At 64.8% G+C, this 20,043-nt stretch carries 17 protein-coding genes; 7 read left to right on the top strand and 10 right to left on the bottom strand.

Annotation, left to right across the window (positions count from 1 at the left end):
- Positions 1-103: 103 nt before the first annotated feature.
- Positions 104-757 (top strand): hypothetical protein, encoded by a 654-nt coding sequence (locus N2604_RS38925; protein ID WP_260376393.1) that lies wholly within the window; start codon positions 104-106, stop codon positions 755-757.
- Between the two features lie 6 nt (positions 758-763).
- Here N2604_RS38925 and N2604_RS38920 read toward each other — a convergent pair whose 3' ends face one another.
- The gene (locus tag N2604_RS38920) at positions 764-1,024 is read right to left on the bottom strand and encodes a hypothetical protein (RefSeq protein ID WP_260373188.1); all 261 of its coding nucleotides are present in this window, start codon (positions 1,022-1,024) and stop codon (positions 764-766) included.
- Between the two features lie 218 nt (positions 1,025-1,242).
- On the opposite strand from N2604_RS38920, the gene N2604_RS38915 reads away from it, so the two are divergent.
- Positions 1,243-2,937, top strand: coding sequence for a bifunctional diguanylate cyclase/phosphodiesterase (locus N2604_RS38915; protein ID WP_260373187.1), 1,695 nt, complete (start codon positions 1,243-1,245; stop codon positions 2,935-2,937).
- A gap of 120 nt (positions 2,938-3,057) precedes the next feature.
- Here the strand turns inward: N2604_RS38915 and N2604_RS38910 are convergent, their stop codons facing one another.
- From N2604_RS38910 to N2604_RS38880, 7 genes are all read right to left on the bottom strand, one after another.
- The gene (locus tag N2604_RS38910; protein WP_260373186.1) at positions 3,058-4,566 is read right to left on the bottom strand and encodes a tripartite tricarboxylate transporter permease; all 1,509 of its coding nucleotides are present in this window, start codon (positions 4,564-4,566) and stop codon (positions 3,058-3,060) included.
- Positions 4,567-4,570: 4 nt separating this feature from the next.
- The gene (locus tag N2604_RS38905) at positions 4,571-5,056 is read right to left on the bottom strand and encodes a tripartite tricarboxylate transporter TctB family protein (protein WP_260373185.1); all 486 of its coding nucleotides are present in this window, start codon (positions 5,054-5,056) and stop codon (positions 4,571-4,573) included.
- 147 nt (positions 5,057-5,203) lie between these two features.
- The gene (locus N2604_RS38900; protein ID WP_260373184.1) at positions 5,204-6,181 is read right to left on the bottom strand and encodes a tripartite tricarboxylate transporter substrate binding protein; all 978 of its coding nucleotides are present in this window, start codon (positions 6,179-6,181) and stop codon (positions 5,204-5,206) included.
- A 205-nt stretch (positions 6,182-6,386) separates the two neighbouring features.
- Entirely contained in the window at positions 6,387-9,251 is a 2,865-nt protein-coding gene (locus tag N2604_RS38895) for a PAS-domain containing protein (RefSeq protein ID WP_260373183.1), read from the bottom strand.
- Between the two features lie 264 nt (positions 9,252-9,515).
- Complete coding sequence (locus N2604_RS38890) at positions 9,516-10,391, bottom strand: acyl-CoA acyltransferase (RefSeq protein ID WP_260373182.1); 876 nt, start codon at positions 10,389-10,391, stop codon at positions 9,516-9,518.
- A gap of 95 nt (positions 10,392-10,486) precedes the next feature.
- Positions 10,487-11,467, bottom strand: coding sequence for an amino acid--[acyl-carrier-protein] ligase (locus tag N2604_RS38885; protein WP_260373181.1), 981 nt, complete (start codon positions 11,465-11,467; stop codon positions 10,487-10,489).
- Positions 11,468-11,523: 56 nt separating this feature from the next.
- On the bottom strand, positions 11,524-12,741 hold the full coding sequence (locus N2604_RS38880; RefSeq protein WP_260373180.1) for an acyl-CoA dehydrogenase family protein: 1,218 nt from the start codon (positions 12,739-12,741) through the stop codon (positions 11,524-11,526).
- A 360-nt stretch (positions 12,742-13,101) separates the two neighbouring features.
- Between N2604_RS38880 and N2604_RS38875 the strand changes: the two genes are divergently transcribed.
- Entirely contained in the window at positions 13,102-13,374 is a 273-nt protein-coding gene (locus tag N2604_RS38875; RefSeq protein ID WP_260373179.1) for a phosphopantetheine-binding protein, read from the top strand.
- 36 nt (positions 13,375-13,410) lie between these two features.
- On the opposite strand, the gene N2604_RS38870 is transcribed toward N2604_RS38875, so the two are convergent.
- On the bottom strand, positions 13,411-14,397 hold the full coding sequence (locus N2604_RS38870; protein WP_260373178.1) for an integrase core domain-containing protein: 987 nt from the start codon (positions 14,395-14,397) through the stop codon (positions 13,411-13,413).
- A gap of 222 nt (positions 14,398-14,619) precedes the next feature.
- Between N2604_RS38870 and N2604_RS38865 the strand changes: the two genes are divergently transcribed.
- Both N2604_RS38865 and mtnA read left to right on the top strand, forming a co-directional pair.
- Complete coding sequence (locus tag N2604_RS38865) at positions 14,620-15,495, top strand: S-methyl-5'-thioadenosine phosphorylase (protein ID WP_260373177.1); 876 nt, start codon at positions 14,620-14,622, stop codon at positions 15,493-15,495.
- A 33-nt stretch (positions 15,496-15,528) separates the two neighbouring features.
- Positions 15,529-16,629, top strand: a complete 1,101-nt coding sequence (mtnA, locus tag N2604_RS38860; protein WP_260373176.1) for an S-methyl-5-thioribose-1-phosphate isomerase — start codon at positions 15,529-15,531, stop codon at positions 16,627-16,629.
- Positions 16,630-16,717: 88 nt separating this feature from the next.
- Here mtnA and N2604_RS38855 read toward each other — a convergent pair whose 3' ends face one another.
- The gene (locus N2604_RS38855) at positions 16,718-17,353 is read right to left on the bottom strand and encodes an HAD-IA family hydrolase (RefSeq protein ID WP_260373175.1); all 636 of its coding nucleotides are present in this window, start codon (positions 17,351-17,353) and stop codon (positions 16,718-16,720) included.
- A 103-nt stretch (positions 17,354-17,456) separates the two neighbouring features.
- Between N2604_RS38855 and N2604_RS38850 the strand changes: the two genes are divergently transcribed.
- Together N2604_RS38850 and N2604_RS38845 are read left to right on the top strand one after the other, a co-directional pair.
- Positions 17,457-18,215, top strand: coding sequence for a trypsin-like serine protease (locus tag N2604_RS38850; protein ID WP_260373174.1), 759 nt, complete (start codon positions 17,457-17,459; stop codon positions 18,213-18,215).
- A 125-nt stretch (positions 18,216-18,340) separates the two neighbouring features.
- Positions 18,341-19,843, top strand: coding sequence for an NAD(P)/FAD-dependent oxidoreductase (locus N2604_RS38845; protein ID WP_260373173.1), 1,503 nt, complete (start codon positions 18,341-18,343; stop codon positions 19,841-19,843).
- Positions 19,844-20,043 lie beyond the last annotated feature (200 nt).

Here is a 20,043-nt window from a genome sequence, read left to right as displayed (position 1 = left end):
CGATTTCCGCCAACCCATGAGATAGACGGTGACGGCGGCGGAGCAGATGCTTCGCCGCTGCATTGTTCTGTCCGGATATCTTGATCGAGAAGGCATCTCGCCGATGGTCGGTTTCCCGCTGCTTCTGATTCCGCTCGCGGTGTACAACATCATCGCCTTCCTGATGCCCAGCGTGTCCTTCTCGGACGTGCTGTTCAAGGTGCCGATGCTCACGGGCGAGGCCTGGCCGGTCACGCTGGCCGATCTCCTGCTCGCGCTCGGCATCGTCCTGCTGCTGCTCGAGGTGGTCAAGGGCGCGCGACCGGGCTCGAAATTCCTGATGGATCATTTGCTGTCGCTGATCATCTTCGGCGCGGCCGCCGCCGAATTCGTGATGTGGCCCAAATTCGGCAACTCCACCTATTTCCTGCTGGTGCTGCTGGCGATGGCCGACTTCCTCGGCGGCATTGCCCAGCGCACGCGCCGCCGCGTCACCTATGTCGCCGAAACGACGGTGCCGGCGCCGCGCAAGGCCAAGCGCAGGGCCGAAGCGCCGGCCGAGGATGTGGAGTCCGAGCGCAAGTTCGAGCCGGTGATCGCGCCGCAGCCGGCACCGGCGGCGCCGCCCGCCCCTACCGCGCAATCCGTCGCCGAATCCGTGCTGATGGATCATCCGGCGCCAAAGCCGGCGCAGAGCCCGCCTTCGCCGGAAATTCCCTCGCCGCAGCTGCAGCCGGGGAACGGCACGCCGCCGTCTTCCGACACGCCGCCGCGCTGATCGGCCTCAAGCCACCTGCCGCGTCCGCGAACTGACACTTTGCAACGGTTGCTTGCTACCATAGGCGAGCAGCGCATCTTCGGAAGAGGCGCGGCGGAAACGGCTGGTCTGGGGCAGAGATTCGGCATTAGCGAGGAGTTGTGTGACGAAGCTCGAATCCGGGCGCGGCAGCGGCGCCTTGTGAACCCACCGCAACGTCGGCATCAGCGGCACCAGGGCCGTTCCTGTGCCGTTGGCCGCAGCTTCCGGTCGATCAGTACCCAACATCGCAATCACCGTTGATCCGGCCTTGTCGCGTTTCGGGACGCGGGCGCCGGTGCGAGTCCTGTACTCGCAAGGCCTATGCCGGCCGCGCCGGTTTGGTTCCCCGCGCCAGGGAAACGTGGTTTCCAAATTGTTTATCAACTTTGCCTAGGGTCGGGGGCGAATCTGGCTCTATTCTGTGCCGACTCAGGACTTCTCCACTGTCCCGAATCGAGGCGACTTTGACCCCTGCATTGCCGCAAGCCTCCGACATCCTCGCCGCGCTCGGCCAGGCCGTGTTCGCCTGGGACATCGCCAGCGATGCCATCGTCTGGGGTGAGCAGGTCAGCGCCGTCTTCCCCGGCATTCCCGCCGAGCGGCTCGCGACCGGCGCCGAATTCGCCAAGCTGATCGAGCCCGCGCAAACGCTGCGGACGGCCGCGCTGGCGCTGACCTCCCCGGTGCACGGCGCCGACGGCACCCCCTACCGGGTCGAGTACGGCGTGCGCATGAGCGCCTCCGATCCTGTGATCTGGATCGAGGAGACCGGCCGCTGGTTCGCAGGTCCCGACGGCCGTCCCACGCGTGCGATCGGCTCCGTCCGCATCAACAATGAGCGCCACGCCCGCGACGAGGAATTGAGCAGGCTGGCCCGGCTCGATCCGCTGACCGGCGAGCTCAACCGCTCGCATCTGATTGCGGCGCTGGCCGAGGCGATCGAGGAGACGACCCGCTTCCGCTCGACCGCCGCCTTCATGCTGGTCGGCATCGATCATCTCGCCCGCGTCAACGATGCCTTCGGCTTCGACGTCGCCGACGCCGTGATCCTCGACATCGCCAAGCGCATTCGCGCGCGCCTGCGCGGCGGCGACGTGCTCGGACGCTTCTCCGGCAACAAGTTCGGCCTGATCCTGAAGAACTGCACCGTCGACGACATGAACGTGGCCGCCGAGCGCTTCCTCGCCGGTATCCGCGACGAGGTGGTGCCGACCAGATCCGGTCCGGTCTCGGTCACCGCGTCGATCGGCGCGGTCAGCCTGCCGCGCTACGCGCGCAACACCGACGAGGCCGTCAACCGCGCCCATGAAACCCTGGACGCCGCCAAGCGCCGCCGCGCCGGCTCGTTCGCGGCGTGGCGTCCGGATGCCGCGCGCGACGCACAGCGCCGCGTCAACATTCGCGTCACGGACGAGATCGTCACCGCGCTCAACGAGCGCCGCATCAGGCTCGCCTATGAGCCCGTCGTCTCGGCTGTCTCGCGCGAGCGCGCATTCCATGAATGCCTGGTGCGGATGAACCAGGGCGACGGCCAGGTGCTGCTCGCGCCCGACATCGTGCCGGTCGCCGAACGGCTCGGCCTGATCCGCCTGGTCGATCACCGCGTGCTCGAGCTCGTCGTCGCCGAGCTCGCGGCGGCGCCCGACATCCGTCTCAGCCTCAACATCTCGCCGGATACGACGATGGATCCGGATTGGTGGGCGGGAATCGAATCGCTGATGCTGGCTCATCCCGGTGTCGCCGAGCGGCTGATCATCGAGATCACCGAGACGGTCGCGATCCAGGACATCGATGAGGTTCGCGCCTTCGTCAGCCGCCTCAAGCATTTCGGCAGCCGCATCGCCATCGACGATTTCGGCGCCGGCTACACCTCGTTCCGCAATTTGCGCAAGCTCGGCGTGGATATCGTCAAGATCGACGGCGCCTTCGTGCAGAACATCACCCGTTCCGCCGACGACCGCGCCTTCGTGCAGACCCTGATCGACCTCGCCCGCCGCCTCGACATCAAGACCGTCGCCGAATGGGTGCAGGACGACGAAGCCGCAAACATGCTGCGCGACTGGGGCTGCGACTACATCCAGGGCCGCCTGATCGGGCTGGCATCGGCGGAGCGCCCGTGGGGCGCGCCGTCGGACAGCGCGCTGCCTGCGGCAAGCTAGATCGTAGGGTGGGTTAGCCGAAGGCGTAACCCGCCGCTGTTCATCCGCAGCGATAGAAGAGGTGGGTTACGCCGAGCAGACGCACTTCGCGCATCTGCAGGGCAAACCCACCCTACGACGCTACGCCCCCTCGTCCAGCGCCACCAGTTCGCGCTTCTTGCGCAGCGACGGCAGCAGCGGCGCGATCAGCAGCACCAGGGCAAGCGCGAGACACGCGCCCGAGATCGGCCGCTGCACGAAGGTCCAGAGATCGCCCTGCGACAGGATCAGCGACTTGCGCAAATTGTTCTCCATCATCGGACCCAGCACGAAGGCCAGCACCAGCGGCGCCGGCTCGTAGCCGAGCTTGCGCATGAAATAGCCGATGATCCCGAACGCGATCATCACGTAGACGTCGAACACGTTGTTGCTGGAGCAGTAGACGCCGAGGATCGTGAACAGGATGATCAGGGGGAACAGGATGTTGTAGGGCAGCTTGAGCAGCTGCACCCACATGCCGATCATCGGCAGGTTCAGGATCAGCAGCATGACGTTGCCGATATACATGCTGGCGACGATGCCCCAGAACAGGCCGGGGTTTTGCGTGATCAGCAGCGGCCCCGGCTGCAGGCCGTGAATGACGAATGCCCCCAGCAGCAGCGCCATCACCACGTTCGGCGGAATGCCGAGCGTCATCAGCGGAATGAAGGCGCCGCCCGCCGCGGCGTTGTTCGCCGATTCCGGGCCGGCGACGCCCTCGATCGCGCCGTGGCCGAACCGCTCGGGCCTTTTCGACAGCCGCTTCTCCAGTGCGTAGGAGGCGAATGACGCCACCACAGCGCCGCCGCCCGGCAGGATGCCGAGGAAAAAGCCGAGGATGGTGCCGCGGCCGACCGGACCTGCGCTCATCTTCCAGTCCTCCTTGCTGGGCAGGAGATGAGTGATCCTGGTGTTGATGATGTCGCGCTTGATCGCCTGCTCGGTGTTGAGCAGCACCTCGGCGACGCCGAACAGGCCCATCACCACGGGCACGAGGCCGATGCCGTCGATCAGCTCCATGCGGCCGAAGGTCAGCCGCGGCTGCGCGGTGATGCTGTCGAGGCCGATCAGCCCGAGCACGACGCCGATGCACGCCATCAGCAGCGCCTTCGGCATCGATCCCTGGGTGAGAAAGGTGAGCACGACGAGGCCGAGCACCATCAGGCTGAAATATTCAGCGGGGCCGAAGGCAATGGCGAGGCTGGCAAGCTTCGGCGCCACCAGCATCAAGGCAATTAGCGCAAACGTCCCGGCGACGAAGGAGCCGAACGCGGCGATGCCGAGCGCGGGGCCGGCGCGGCCCTGCTTCGCCATCTGATGGCCGTCGATGCAGGTGACGACCGAGGCGGCCTCGCCGGGGATGTTGACCAGGATCGAGGTGGTCGAGCCGCCATACATCGAGCCGTAATAGATGCCGGCCATCATGATGATGCCGGATTCCGGCGTGCCCGACAGCGTCACAGGTAGCAGCAGCGACATCGCCGAGATGGGGCCGATGCCGGGCAGCACGCCGACCAGCGTGCCGATGAAGACGCCGATGAAGCAGTAGAGCAGGTTGATCGGCAGCAGCGCGACGCCGAATCCGTGTGCCACGTTGACGAGCGTATCCATGGGTTCAGCCGATCCCGAACAGGCCGGACGGCAACTGGATCAACAGCAGCCGCTTGAGCACCCACCACATGCCTGATGGCACCAGCACGGCGATCGGAATCGCCAGCGTCCAGCGCACCGGATCGATCAGCCGCAACAGCAGCAGCATCAGCGGGATCGACGACAGCAGGAATCCCAGCGGCTCCAGCGCGAAGGCGAATGCGGTGAGGCAGGCGATGAGGACAAGCGGCTTGCTCCAGCGCACGTTCTCCCAGCGCGAGGCCAGCGTCGGCCCGCCCTCGGTGACCGCCGAGACGATGATGGCGCTTGCGAACACGCACATCAGGATGCCGGTGTAGAACAGCACATAGCCGGAGCCGGGATCGTTGATGGTGCCGAGCTTGAGCTTCAAGCCCGACCAGATCACGAAGCCGCCGAGCGCGAGCCCGATCAGCCCGCCCCAGAGCTCGGAGTTGCTGAGGCGGAGCTTGACTTGGGTGTCGTTGTTCATGTGAAGCGCCTTGAGATCACCGTCGTCCTGAGGTGGCGGAGCGCAGCGTAGCCCTCGAAGGGCGACGGTGCCCCGATCCATCCTTCGAGGCGAGCCGCAAGTGCGGCTCGCACCTCAGGATGACGACAGCATTTGCGGCGAGACCAGCTATTTCTTCGCAAGCCCGAGGGTCTCGATCACCTTGCGCTCGGACTCCGTGACCTCGACGACGAATTTCTTGTAATCCTCGGTGTTCTTGTAGTTCGGCACCATGTCGTATTTGGCGAGCGTGGCGATCACCGCGGGATCCTCGATCGCCTTCTTGAAGGCATCGTGCAGCTTGGCGACGATCTTGGGGTCCATCCCTTTCGGTCCCGCAATGCCGAACGGGGAATCATAGACCATGGGATAGCCGAGCTCCTTCAGCGTCGGCACGTCGGGATAGTTCGGCGAGCGTGCGCCGGTCCACACCATCAAGAGCCGCAGCTTGCCGGCGTCGACCAGCGGCCGCCATCCCGTGGAGTCCGCTTGCAGCATGGTGTGCTGCCCCAGCACGGCGGCGTTGGTCTCCGCGCCGCCCTTGAAGGGGACCTGCGTCAGCTTGATGCCGGACATCCCGGCGATCTGCTCCATGCCGATATGCAGCGAGGTGCCGGCGCCGGGCGTGGCGTAGGTCACCTTGCCCGGATTCGCCTTTGCGAACTCCACCACGTCCTTCCAGCTCTTGAACTGCGAATCCGCGCTGGTGGTCACGCCGAAAGTGTAGCCGGTGAGATGGACGATATAGGTGAAATCCTTTGCCGGATCCCACGACACCTCCTGCATCAGCGGCAGGCGGAACACGGTGATCGGGATCTGCGAGATGGTATAGCCGTCCGGCTTCGCCGCCGCCGCCATCGTCGCCGGCCCGACCGTGCCGCCGCCGCCGGCCTTGTTGTCGATCACGATCGGCTGCCCCAGCACCTTCGAGGCGCTGTCGGCGATCGCGCGCATCGAGATGTCCGTCGATCCGCCGGCCGGCCAGGGCACGATCAGCGTGATCGGCTTCGTCGGGTAGTCCTGCGCATTGGCGGCCGTGGAGAGCAATGCGCCCATGACGGCGTACACCGCGGCAAGTGCAATCGTCTTCAGCCCGTATCCCGACATCGAAAGCCTCCCTCGCGGCGGCCTCTTTGGGACTGCCGTCTCTCGTTCTTGTGAGGGCGATTGTTCCTGAATTTGACGGAGAAGAAAAGCGCATTGCGCGCATCGCTGCGCGGCAGTCGGTCAGGTAACGTCGACAGAGCCGACATATGCGACAATTGGTCGTTTGGCCGCGTGCCGAGAGGCGGAATTTGAACGGCCGAAGCGCTCAGGCCACCCGCCGGACCATGTTCAGCGTCTCGATGGTGCGGCCGACCTCCGAGGCGAGACACGGCTTGCCGAAATAATAGCCTTGCACCGCGGTGCAGCCGCATTCGCGGACGAAGTCGAGCTGTTCCTCGGTTTCCACTCCCTCCGCCGTGGTCTCGACGCCGAGCACGGAGCCGAGGCTCGCGATCGTCCTGACGATGGCAACGCTCTCCGGGCTTTCGCCGAGCGTGCCGACGAAGGAGCGGTCGATCTTGATGCGGTCGAACGGAAACTTGCGGAGGTAGCTCAACGAGGAATAGCCGACCCCGAAATCGTCGAGGCTGACGCGCACCCCGAGCGCGCGGAGCTGGTGCAGGATGTCGATCGTCGCCTTGCTGTCGTCGAGCAGCGCCGTCTCGGTGACCTCGAGCTCGAGCCGCTGCGGCGGCAGGCCGGCTTCCGCGAGCGCGCTCGTGACCATCGCCACCAGCCCGCGGGAGCGGAACTGCACCGGAGACAGGTTCACCGCGACGGTGACGCCGGGCCAGGACGCGGCGGCGGCGCAGGCCGTGCGCAGCACCCATTCGCCGATCGGAACGATCAGCCCGTTCTCCTCCGCAATCGGGATGAACTCGGCCGGTGAGACGAAGCCGCGCGAGGGATGCTTCCAGCGCAGCAATGCCTCGAAGCCGGTGAGCTCGGAGGAATCGAGCCGCATCTGCGGCTGGAACACCAGGTGGAATTCACGCCCTTCCAGCGCGCCGACCAGGTCCTGCTCCAGCGCGTGCCGGCTGCGCGCCTGTTCCTCCATCTCGGGCTCGAACAGCTGATAGGCGCCGCGCCCCTTGGCCTTGGCCTGGTAAAGCGCGAGGTCGGCGCATTTCATCAGCTCATCGGCGTCGAGCCCGTGGTCGGGTGCGATCGCGATACCGACGGAGACGCCGACATGGATCGACTGGCTTTCCAGCGGCGGCGGATGACCGATGATCTCGACCAGACGGCGGGCGAGCGCCTCTGCCGATTGCGGCTGTGGCCCGCGCTGGAGCACGGCGAACTCGTCGCCGCCAAGCCGCGCGACGGTGTCGTGCTCGCCGACATTCTCCTTCAGGCGCGCCGCGACCCAGCGCAGCAGGCGGTCGCCGGCAGCATGGCCGAGGCGGTCGTTGACGGTCTTGAAATTATCGAGGTCGAAGTACAGCACCGCCATGGCGCCGCCGGCGATCGCGACGTGGTTCAGGCCCTCGCCCATCTTCTCGCGGAACAGCGTGCGGTTGGGCAGGTCGGTGAGCGAATCGTGCCGCGCCATGTGCGCCACCCGGGCCTGGGCCTTATGGCGCTCGGTGACGTCCTCATAGGTCACGACCCAGCCGCCATGCTCCATGCGCTTGTGATTGAGCTTGATGATGCGGCCGTCGTTCAAATGACGGTGCAGCGTGTGCTCGCCCTCGCGCAGCCTCTCGACGTAGTCGGCATAGAGCTTGGCGCCGGTCATGTTCGGATGGATGCCGAGCTCGCAGCTGTGCTCCATGATCTCCCGCATCGAGACGCCTGGCCTCACGGTCTCCGGCGACAGTCCGTACATCTCGATGTAGCGGCGGTTGCAGACGATCACGCGCAGGCTGGCGTCGAGCATGCACAGGCCCTGGCTCATGTTGTTCAGGGCCGCGTCGAACCGGCGGTGCTGCTCGCTCAGCTCCTCGATCGCGCGCTCGCGCTCGGTGATGTCCTCATAGGTGGCGACGAAGCCGCCTTCGGTCAGCGCGCAATAGCGCACCGAGATCACGGTGTCGTTGGACATGCGCCGGCGCATCGGCGAGGAATCGCGATTCGCGATCCGCGCGCGGGCGGCTTCGAGGATCTGCTGCGCGCTGTCTTCCGAGGTGAACGCGCCGTTCGCCATCGATCGCTCGATCAGCTCGGCGAGATGGGTGCCGGGCCGGGTCTCCTCCGGCGACAGCCGGTAGATCTTGCGGTAGGTGGTGTTGCAGACCCGAAGCCGCATGTCGCTGTCGTAGAAGGCGAGCCCGTGCGCCATGTTCTCCAGCGCCGCATCGAGAATGAAATTCTGCTGCCGCAGCGTTTCCTCGTATTGCAGCCGCTCCGTGACGTCCTCGTGCACCGTGACCCAGCCGCCGTCGGGCAGGAAGCGGGAGACCGCCTGCACCATCCGTCCGTCGTAGCGCATCACCAGCAGCGTCTTCGGCTTCCTGCTGCGCACATCGTCCAGCCGGCTCTGGTAGAATTCGTCGCCCGACATGCCCGCCAGGTTGCCGCGCGACATCCAGTGCTCGATCACCGTGGAATGCGCGGCGCCCGGCTTCACGATCTCGGGATCGAGGTTGTAGAGATTCAGGAACCGTTCGTTGCAGACGACGACGCGGCTGCCGACGTCGTACATGATCAGTCCGTGCGACATGTTGGCGAGCGCGTGCTGGCTGCGCTCGGTCTGCACGCGCAGTTCCGCTTCGAGCCGGGCGAGGCGGGTGACGTCATCGCAGATCGTCATCCAGCCGCCGCCGGGGAGCGGCTTCAGCTCGAGCGACATGACGAGGCCGCTCGCCAGCCGCTGCTCGGTGCGGAACGGCTTGCCCGCGGCGATCTGTGCCATCCGCATCGAATACAACACGTCGAGCTGGTCTTGCGGAAAGTTGCCGCGGCTCGCGCTGTGCGCGAGCACCTCGCGGTAGCTGGTGCCGACCCGCACGATTTCGGCCGACATGTCGAATAGCGTCAGGTAGCGCTGGTTCGCCAGCAGGATCCGGTTGTCGGCATCATAGACGCAGACGCCCTGCTCCATGTGGTCGAGCGCAAGCTGGCTCAGCGCGACCAGGGCGCCTGGGCCCTGCTCACGGCCTGTACCAAGCTCGCTGTCGCGGGTCGACATCATGGGGTCGGCGGGGCCTCGGCCGGCAATAGACTTAATGCAACCTAATTCAGCCGCCGAGGCTAGCGAAGAGGCCGGAAAATTCCCTTAAGCGCCGTAGTTTACGGAGCGTGACCGGCGATGAAGAGATGTGAGCGTCGCGACGTGCAATGGTGAAGCCCAACCTCAGGCACCGACTTTTCACCGTCATCCTTCGAGGCTCACCACGCTGCGCGCGGCGAGCACCTCAGATGACGGTGCTGGAACGCTGGCTGTGGGTCCAAATTACGGCCCGTATAGCACGAGCTCCGTATCGGTGAGGTCGCCGAGCTGTGGCTGGTGCGGGCCCCTGAAGTATTTCCGGCCGCGCCGCTCGGTGTAGATGCCGACGAGGCCGGGAACCGGTCCGTTGGCGTCGACGGCCACCGCGATCTTGCCGAGCCGCAGCAGCAGCCGTCCGATGCGGCCGGCGCATTCGGCATATTCTGCGGCGCTCCGGCAATAGATCAGCTTCATGGCGGGCGGTGCGATGAAACCGCGGCGGATGCGCACCGGTTGCAGGATGAAGGGGAACGTTCCCTTCGGCGTGCGACAGACGAGGCTGAGGCAATTGTACCGCGCATGTCGCGTCAAAAGCTCGGTCTCCGCCTCGGAGAGGCCCTTGATCTCCTTGGCGTGCGGCGGAATGACCTCGATCTCGTTCGAGCGCGGGACACGCGCCAGCGCAGGGACGGAGAAGAATATGCCGTGGCAATAGGCGCGAAAGCCCTGCGTCTCGATGATCGGCCAGGTCCACGGCGCGGGACTGATGTTGAAATAAGTGACGTGCTTGTGACGCTGGGCGATCTTGGTCAGCAGCGGAGCGTAGTTGCGGTAGGCCGGGTCGACATACCAGCTCGACAGATTGCAACGGATGGCGGTCTCTTCGCCCTCCTTGCGTGAGGTGTAGATCAAGAGCAGCACGCCGACCGGCGTGCCGTCGTCGTCGAGCATGTAGCCGAAGCGCGGATAGCCCTCCGGCACGGTCCGGAAGGCCTGCCGGCGCAGGCCCTGAATCCAGTAGTCGCGTGAACGGCCGACGAAGCCGCGCGTCAGCAAGTCCGCGATCTTATCGACGTCGGACTCGGTGATCTCGCGGCATCGGACCTTGGTATGGATCACGCTCGTCTTGCCCGTGGAAATGGCCGGCCTCGTGAGGTCTATCGTTTCAGCATGATCTTTTCGGAAAACCGCTTCGCACTTTTCCGGATCATGCTCTAGCGCCAGCCTTCGCCATGGGCCTCGGCCGCGACAGGCGGCTGCAGGCCCAGGACGTCCCGCACCTTGGCGGGCCAGGCGGAAAGATCGGTGCCGTGGGTGTGGAACATGGCGACGGCCAGGCGGTCCATGCCGAAGGCAACGCAGCCGGTATGGGCCGGCTCGCCATCGGCGTCCTGGATTCCCCAGGTCGTGCCGAAATGCTCGCGGTGATAGTTGAAGCTCATGCAGGCCGTCGGCTGCTCTTCAGAGCGCAGCGGGATCAGCAGCTCGAACTTGAGCTGCTGCTGCTTCTGGCTCACCGCTTTCATCTGGCCGACCCGGCCGAAGAACGGATCGCTGGCATAGTCGACGCGGAAGGTGAGGCCGAGATCGGTCGCGATCTTCTGCGCGCGAGCCATCCAGCGCTCGCGGAAATCGGCGACGTCGTCGGGGCTGCCGATGCAGACATATTCGCGCATGCGGAACGATTGCAGCCGGTCGAGATGCTTCGACGGCTCGCGGCGGAAGCAATCGGCGGCAACGTCGAAGCGCAGGCCGCCCTTCGGTAATTGGCCACGGCTCGCCGCGATCGGGTAGACCGGATAACAGGCGGCTGGTGACAGCACGAGATCGGCCGGCGACAACGAGGTCGTCCAGTCGCCGCCGGCATCGAAGCGGCTCACCGCGGCGTTGATCTCGCGTTCGGTGCCGTGCAGGCCGCAGACGCAGCCGAGCAGGTTCGGAAAGCTCTTGAGATAGCCGGACTTCTCCAGCTGCGCCCGGCTCATCACCGGCGGGAAGCGCATCACCTCGGTGCCGGCCTCGCGATGGCCCGTGATCAGCGCGGCGAGCTTCTCGACGATACCCTCATAGAGGGCGGTGCGGGCATAGACGCCGTCGGCGCCCATGCGGTGGAACAGCTTGTCGGCGAGATGATCGAGCGGATCGCTCATCTTCGGCGCGGTATCGGGCGAATTGGGGAGGACGGCAATATTCATGGTTCGATGTCCTGCTATCTCAAAATTGTTCTTGTTGAAGCGGTCGCGGAGGCACGTCAGTCGCGAAGGCTCGTCGGCACGCCGCTCATCAATGTCGATGTCGCGGCGTTGGCCAGGATCCGGTCGTTGTTGATCATGATCGGCGACGACAGCACGTCGCGGAGATGACGGCCCATGGTGAACTCGCCGTCGTTGCGGTAGCCGGCAAGTCCCGCGGTGCGCATCGCGTGCATCACGGTCTCGACCGCGAGCTCGGAGGCCTGTACCTTCAAGAGCGTGATCGAGGACTGGAAGTCGAGCGAGGTCAGCGCGCGCTCGTCATGCTCGACGCGGGCGAAAGCGTCGATATTGGCGGCGATCAGCGCGCGCAGCTTGGCCAGCGACATCTTGGCGGCGGTGAAGTGCGCCGCGGCCGGGGGCATCTGTCCCCCGGACGAGCGCGCCGCCTTGCGGATGAAGGCCTGCGCGCGCGTCACCGCCGCAGCGGCGATGCCGGCCCAGGCCGACGACCAGCACAGATGCGCGAACGGCGTCATGGTCTGGGCGTGGATCTTGTCATAGGATTCCGGGAAGACGCGGTCGGCGGGACAGTCGACCTTCAGCTCGAACCCGGTCGAGCAGGTGCCGCGCATGCCGAGCGTTTCCCAGCCCAGCGTCCGCTTCAGCGAATAATCGTCCTTGGCGAGCGCCAGCAGCACCTGGTCGGAGGCGGCGGCGTCGGTGGCGCGGCGGGCGATGGTGACGAGGCCATCGGCTTCGGCGCCGTAGGAGATCACGGTGGCGTCGCGCACCAGCGAGACGGTGTCGCCGGCATGGTCGACCGCGGCCGCGCTGGCGCGGATGTTGCCGCCGTTCTGGCCTTCGGTGGTGGAGGAGGCGAGCAGCCACTGGTCGCGCGCGACCCGGCGCATCATGGTCTCCATCCAGGGAATGCCATGGCCGTGCCTGATGACGCAGGCGACCTTGGTCTGGTGCATCGCGTAGATCATCGCCGTGGACGCGCAGGCGCGTCCGAGCGTGTAGCAGATGTCGGTGACGTCGTGGATCGAGGCGCCGAAGCCGCCGAACTCGACCGGAATCATCACGCCGAGCAGCTTTTGCTCACGCGCGACATCGAAGGCCTTATGCGGGAAGCGGGCGTCGCGATCGACCCCGTCAGCGTCGGCCGCGGCCGCTGCGGCGGTCCGGACGGCGCGCTCGATCAGGGAAGGACCCTGCTCGAGAAAGCTCGTCTGCATTTCGTCGACAGTGAGGACTGCTTCACGCACGTTCATACTCGTCCGCCTCCGGTTTGCCGTTCGAGATCGCCGGCATCATTTGCGATGCCGCTTGAAGCGATCCTCCGGCGATCTTTGCTTGTGGGACGAGGCTACGGATTTAATTCAAATTCGTCGATGAAATAGAGGGTAAACAAAACCCAATTCCGAACGAACAGTTAAGGGCCGGTTGTTCGCATCACCGGATTTTCCGGCATCGCGTTAGGACTCTGGAAGAAGCCTGGATTCCGGACAATCTGAGTCATCGTTTACTAAGAAACGCGAAGTATTGGTGCCGCCCATTGCAGGACCGGCAGGCCGCGCCCATCGTAGCCGGTAGTCCGGTCCGCCCCCGATCAACAGATGGGAATTTTGCCGATGCAGGCCTTCGATACCGATTTGCGCAATCGCATCACCAAGCTGGTGAAGGGCATCCTCGAACAGAATTCGCTCACCGCAGACGTTACGGCTTCGGCCAAGCTCGTCGATATCGGCCTGACCTCGATGGACATGGTCAATCTCATGCTCGGGGTCGAGGCCGAATTCGACTTCACCATCCCGCAGTCCGAGATCACACCGGAGAATTTCCAGTCCGTCGAGACGCTGGAGCGGATGGTGGCGACCCAGCTGCAGCCGGCGACCGCGGCCTAATCCGACTCTCTCCTCCGTCATTGCTGTCGATGTTCACTAATTCGCTGATTGGATCGCGGTGGTCTTGGTAGCGGCGAAGGCCTTGGGGGTTTGTCCTGCCAAGGCCTGATGGGGTCTGTGGTTGTTGTAGTAAACGAGGTACTCGAACAGTTCATTGGCGAAGTGGTCGAGGTTGTCGAAGGTCGCGCCGTCGATGACGTCGTCATCGAGGGTGCGCCAGAAGCGTTCGACCTTACCGTTGGTCTGCGGCCGATAGGGCCGGGTGTAGCGGTGTTTGATGCCGAGCTCGAGCAGCATGGCCTCGAACGGATGCTCGCCCGGCTTGGTGCGGGCGGCGAACTCGGCGCCGTTGTCGGACAGGATTTCCTGGAAGACGAGCCCATAGGTGACGTTGAGGGTGTTGATCATCTTCAGGGTCTTGAACATGACCGGCAGCGCCTTCTTGGATGTCAGGACCTCTGCCCAGGCCAGACGCGTGCAGCTGTCGATCAAGCTGATGATGTAGGCCGTGACCGGGGGTGGCGCGAGGAACATATCGCGCGGCAATTGATGCAGATCGACGTGGCCCAGCTCTCCGAGCTTGTCCTTGATAATACGGCGTTTCTCCTCACGCATCGCCGGCGTGCGGCGGTTCAGGCGGTAGCGTTTCAGCACCCGGTAGATCGTGATCGGCGAAGGTACCGTGTCGCGCGTTTCGCGCAAGACGGCATGAATCTCATAACGGTTCATCCCCCGCTTGCGATGGGCGACAATCTCCGTCTCGATCCCTTCCGGCTCGCGTCGCTCCCGCCACTTCGGGCCGCGCCGCCGCGGCAGCAGATCCGCTTCCTCGCCGCTCTGCAGATAGCGATTGTAATACTTGCGGAACGTCTGCGAGCAGGTCCCGTGGTGCCGGTAGAAGTCGCCGACCCGCTTGAACAGCGGCGATCGGCCAGCCTTCACCGCCTCATACTCCGAAATCAGAAAACGCCACTTCTGCAGATAGTTGCGTTCAACCGTTCGGTCATAGCTGTTGTCTCGCATCGGATCGTTCCTCCGCTGGAGCGATCCAATCAGCGAATTAGTGAACATGCACAATTGCGAGCGAAGCGAAGCAATCCAGCCTGTCTCCGAGGTGGCGGTCTGGATTGCTTCGTCGCTGCGCTCCTCGCAATGAGGCTCATCGAGACGATCTCCCGTTCCAAATCTGCCGCAAAACTGGCATAGCTTAACCATGTCACATTTGACGGACAGGGTGGAGCAGGCATGACGCAGGCGGTATTGGGCATCATCGGCGGCTCGGGCATCTATGACCTGCCCGGTCTCGAGGGCGCGCGCGAAGAGGTGATCAAGAGCCCTTGGGGCGAGCCGTCTGCGCCCTTGCGGCGCGGCTCCATCGCCGGCCTGCCGATCGTGTTCCTGCCGCGGCATGACAAGGGGCATCGGCTGTCCCCCTCCGACATCAACTATCGCGCCAACATCGACGTGCTGAAGCGCGCCGGCGTCACCGACCTGATCTCGCTCTCGGCCTGCGGCTCCTTCAAGGAGGAACTGCCGCCCGGCACCTTCGTTCTCGTCGACCAGTTCGTCGACCGCACGCACAAGCGCGAGAGCTCGTTCTTCGGTCGCGGCTGCGTTGCGCATGTATCGATGGCGCACCCGGTTTCACCGCGGCTGCGCATCCATCTGGCGGCAGCCGCGGAAGCGGAAGGCATCGCGATCGCGCGCGGCGGCACCTATGTCTGCATGGAAGGGCCGCAATTCTCCACCTACGCGGAAAGCATGACCTACAAGACGCTTGGCTATTCCGTGATCGGCATGACCAACATGCCCGAAGCGAAACTCGCGCGTGAGGCGGAGATCTGCTACGCCACCGTCGCGATGGTGACGGATTTCGACTGCTGGCATCCCGACCACGATGCGGTCACCGTGCAGGACATCATCCGCGTGCTGAACTCGAACGCCGACAAGGCGAAAGCGCTGGTGGCGCGGCTGGCCAAGGATTTTCCGCGTGAGCACGAGCCGTGCCCGATCGGTTCGGACCGTGCGCTCGACAGCGCGCTGATCACGGCGCCCGAGGCGCGCGATCCAGAGCTCCTGAAGAAGCTCGATGCTGTGGCCGGGCGCATCCTGCGGGCGTGAGACGCAAGACACTGTACGAAAAGGCAGAATGCCATGAAGGTCGACGGCAAGCATTTCCGCAGCATCTGGCGCGAGCACGACGGCTGGTCGGTCGGCGCGATCGATCAGCGCCGGCTGCCGCATGAATTCGTCGTTGCGCGGCTGACCTCATGTGAAGATGCGGCCGTTGCCATCAGCGACATGCTGGTGCGCGGCGCGCCGCTGATCGGCGCCACCGCCGCCTACGGCATGGCGCTCGCGATGCGCGAGGACGCCTCCGACGCCGGGCTGCAGCGCGCCTATGACACGCTGGTCGTGGCGCGGCCGACCGCGATCAATCTGAAATGGGCGCTGGACGAGATGCGCACGGCGCTCGCGCCGATCGATCCGGTGGAGCGGGCAGAAGCGGCCTATGCGCGTGCCGACGAGATCGCCGAGCAGGACGTCGAGATCAATCGCGGCATCGCCGGCAACGGCCTTGAGCTGATCGAGGCGATCGCGGCGAAGAAGCCGGGCGAAGTGGTCAACGTGCTGACCCATTGCAACGCCGGCTGGCTTGCCACCGTCGACTGGGGCACGGCGACGGCGCCGATCTATCTCGCGCACGAGCGCGGCATCAAGGTCCATGTCTGGGTCGACGAGACGCGTCCGCGCAACCAGGGCGCCTCTCTCACCGCCTGGGAGCTCGGCCATCACGGCGTGCCGCACACGGTGATCCCGGACAATACCGGCGGGCACCTGATGCAGCATGGCATGGTCGATCTCGCCATCGTCGGCACCGACCGCGTCGCCGCCAATGGCGATGTCTGCAACAAGATCGGCACTTACCTGAAGGCGCTCGCCGCGCACGACAATGGCGTGCCGTTCTACGTGGCGCTGCCGTCGCCGACGATCGATTTCACCGTTCATGACGGCATCCGCGACATCCCGATCGAGCAGCGCAGCGGCGTTGAGGTCACCGACATGACCGGCCGCACCGCGGACGGACGGCTGGAGACGGTGCGCATCGTGCCCGAGAGCTCGCCGGTCGCGAACTACGCCTTCGACGTGACGCCGGCGCGTCTCGTCACCGGTCTCATCACCGAGCGCGGCGTCTTGAAGCCGGATCGTGCAGCGCTGGCGGCAGCGTTTCCGGAGCGGGTTGCTCGGCCGTAGCCCGGATGACGCGAAGCGTAGTCCGGGGCCGCTGGTCCCGCATTGCGCTACGCTCCATGCGGGCTACGTATGAGCCCGTCGTTGAAGCCTACCCCAGCTTCAGCCCCGTCGCCTTCTCGAGCTCCGCGATCGCCTGCGCGCCGCTCGTCACCTTGATCGTGGTCATGCCCATCTGACGCGCCGGCTTCAAATTGACGCCGAGATCGTCGAGATAGACGCAATCGTTCGGATCGACCTTCAGCGTCTCGACCATCATCTGGTAGATGCGTGGGTCCGGCTTGCGCAGCCCGATCTTGGCGGATTCGATCACGTGGTCGAACAGCACCATGACCTCGGCAATGTAAAGCGAGCGCCCGGTCATGCTGCCGATGGCGTTGGCCGGCAGATTGTTGGTGATGCAGCCGGTCTTGAATTGCGCCTTGATGCGTTTCAGGGCCTCGACCATCTCCGGGCGGAGATCGCCCTGCAGCAGCGGCAGCACGTCACGGCCGCGCACCTCCGCGCCGAGCGCGAGCGATTCGGCGGCGAACAATTCGTCGAACGTCTCGATGTCGACCTCGGCCCGCTCGAACCTGGCCCAGGCGTTTTCCAGATGATTGGCGGCGTTGGTGCGCCGGATGATATCGGCGGGCAGGCCGCGTTCGGTCTCGAACCGCGTGAACGCCTCGAACGGCGAGCTCGTCAGCACGCCGCCAAAATCAAAGATCACCGCCTCGATCGCCAATGTCCTGCCCTCGTCAATTCCTTTCCAAGAGGGCTAGCATGCGCTATCGGCAAGAGCCAGTCCGAAGCAATCGCCCCCTTCACCGATGCCGATGCGTGTTCCCATGACGAAGCTTGCCACCTTCATCGCAGCAGCGCTGCTGCTCGCGACGCCCGCCCGCGCCATTGTCGGCGGCGGCACGCCGCAGGCCGATGGCGTCGCCCGCGCCGTCGTCACCATCGTCGGCTCGCGCGGCAATTTCTGCACGGGCAGCCTGATCGCCCCGAGGCTGGTGTTGACGGTCGCCCATTGCGTGCAGCCTGGTGCGGACTACAAGGTCGTCGATCGCGGCAGCGACGGCCAACCGCAATTGCTGAACGTTCGCACCGTCGCGATCCATCCGAACTTCAACATGCAGGCGATGCAGGCGCATCGTGCCACCGCCGACGTGGCGCTGCTGCAATTGGAAATTCCACCGAAGGGAAAATCCACGACGGCGGTCGGCATGCCCACGATTCCAATTCAGGTCGGCAGCCGCTTCGTCATCGCCGGCATCGGCGTCACGGTTCGCGGTGACGGCAAGAGCGGCGGCGCCACGCGCGTGGCCGGCCTCGTTGCAACCGGGCAGCCCGGCACACTCCAGATTCGTCTGGTCGATCCCGTAACCAACGGTGTTCGCGACGGAATTGGCGCCTGCACCGGCGATTCCGGCGGCCCCGTGTTCGAGGACAGGTCGAACGGTCCCGTGCTCGTCGGCCTCATCAGCTGGTCGACAGGACCGAACGGCGCCGACGGTTGCGGCGGCTTGACCGGCGTGACGCCGCTGACGCTCTATCGCGATTGGATCTTGCAGACCGCGCGGAGCTGGGGTGCGGCACTGTGATTTGACCGCAACTTGATCTATGTCATTTTGAAGCGGAGGCGCGGCGGGTGATCATGCTCGTCGCGGAGGAAACGCGTCGTTCAATCAAGGACGGCCATAAAGACAAGCAAGGCATAGAAGCAACAATGAATGTCGCTGTTCGCAGTCACGCCACGGCCAAACAGGCTTCTGAACATTTCGACGTGCTGATCGTCGGCGCCGGCATCTCCGGCATCGGTAGCGCCTATCACATCCAGAAGCAGCTTCCGGGCACGAGCTACGTCATCCTGGAGACACAGGAAACATTCGGCGGCACCTGGAGCACGCATCGCTATCCCGGCATTCGCTCCGACAGTGATCTCCATACCTTTGGCTACAGCTTCAAGCCTTGGGTCGGCCCGCCGATTGCGACCGCGGAGGAGATCCTCTCCTATATGAAGGAGGTGATCGACGACAACGATATCGCGCGGCATATCCGCTACAAGCACAAGATCAACTCCGCGAGCTGGTCGAGCGAGCAGAATCTCTGGACTATCGAGGCGGTGACGACCGACACCGGCGAGCCCAGGACGTTCACGGCGAACTTCCTCTGGATGTGCCAGGGCTATTACCGCCATTCCGAAGGCTACACGCCGGAATGGAAGGGCATGGACCGCTTCAAGGGCCGCATCGTCCATCCGCAGACATGGCCAGACGATATCGATCTCACGAACAAGAAGGTCGTCGTGATCGGCTCGGGCGCGACCGCGGCAACGCTGGTGCCGAACATCGCCGACAATTGCGCCCATGTCACCATGCTGCAACGCTCGCCGACTTACTTCCGCCTCGGCCGCAACGCCATAGAGATCGCGGAAGAATTGCGCCGGCTGCAGGTCGACGAAGCCTGGATCCATGAGATCGTGCGGCGCAAGATCCTGTTCGAGCAGGATGCGTTCACCAAGCTTTGCGTGTCCAAGCCCGAGCAGGTGAAGAAGGAGCTGATCGGCCAGATCAGCGCCGTGCTCGGTCCCGACTACGACGTCGAGACCCACTTCACGCCAAAATACCGGCCCTGGCGGCAGCGCATCGCCTTCGTGCCGGATGCCGACCTGTTCAAGGGCATCGCCAGCGGCAAGGCCTCCGTCGTCACCGACGAGATCGAATGCTTCGTCGAGAACGGCATCCAGCTCAAGTCCGGCAAGCTGCTCGCGGCCGATGTCATCGTCACCGCGACCGGGTTCAATCTTGCCGCGCTCGGCGACATCGCCTTCGAGATCGACGGCAAGCCGCTCGCGTTCGGCGACACCGTCACCTATCGCGGCATGATGTTCACGGGCGTTCCGAACATGGTCTGGGTGTTCGGCTATTTCCGCGCCAGCTGGACGCTGCGCGTCGATCTGGTCGCCGATTTCGTCTGCCGGCTGCTCGGGCACATGAAGGCGAAGGGTGCAAGGAAGGTCGAGGTGAGCTTGCGCCCCGAGGACCACAACATGCCGATCCTGCCCTGGATCGATCCGGAAAACTTCAACCCCGGCTACATGATGCGCAACATGGACCTGTTGCCCAAGCGAGGCGACAAGCCGGAATGGCAGCACAGCCAGGATTACTGGACCGAGAAGGACGAGATCCCGAAGACGGACCTGGACGACAAGGCGTTTGTCTACAGTTGAAGATGCCGATGTAAGAGGCGGTTAGCGATCGCCACACACTCCGCTGTCGTCCCGGGGCGCGAAGCGAGCCCGGGACCCATACTCCCAGGCGGTGGTTATAGAGCGAGCTGGTCACTCCGAGTCTTCGCCAAACCACTCCCTGTGGTTATGGGGCCCGGATCTACGCGCGCTTCAGGCGCGCTTGTCCGGGACGACACCGT

Origin of the sequence: Bradyrhizobium sp. CB1015 (genome assembly GCF_025200925.1) — a bacterium.
Classification (GTDB): domain Bacteria; phylum Pseudomonadota; class Alphaproteobacteria; order Rhizobiales; family Xanthobacteraceae; genus Bradyrhizobium.
Note: the sequence above shows the minus strand (reverse complement) of the source record. Positions and strands in the feature narration are given on the sequence as shown.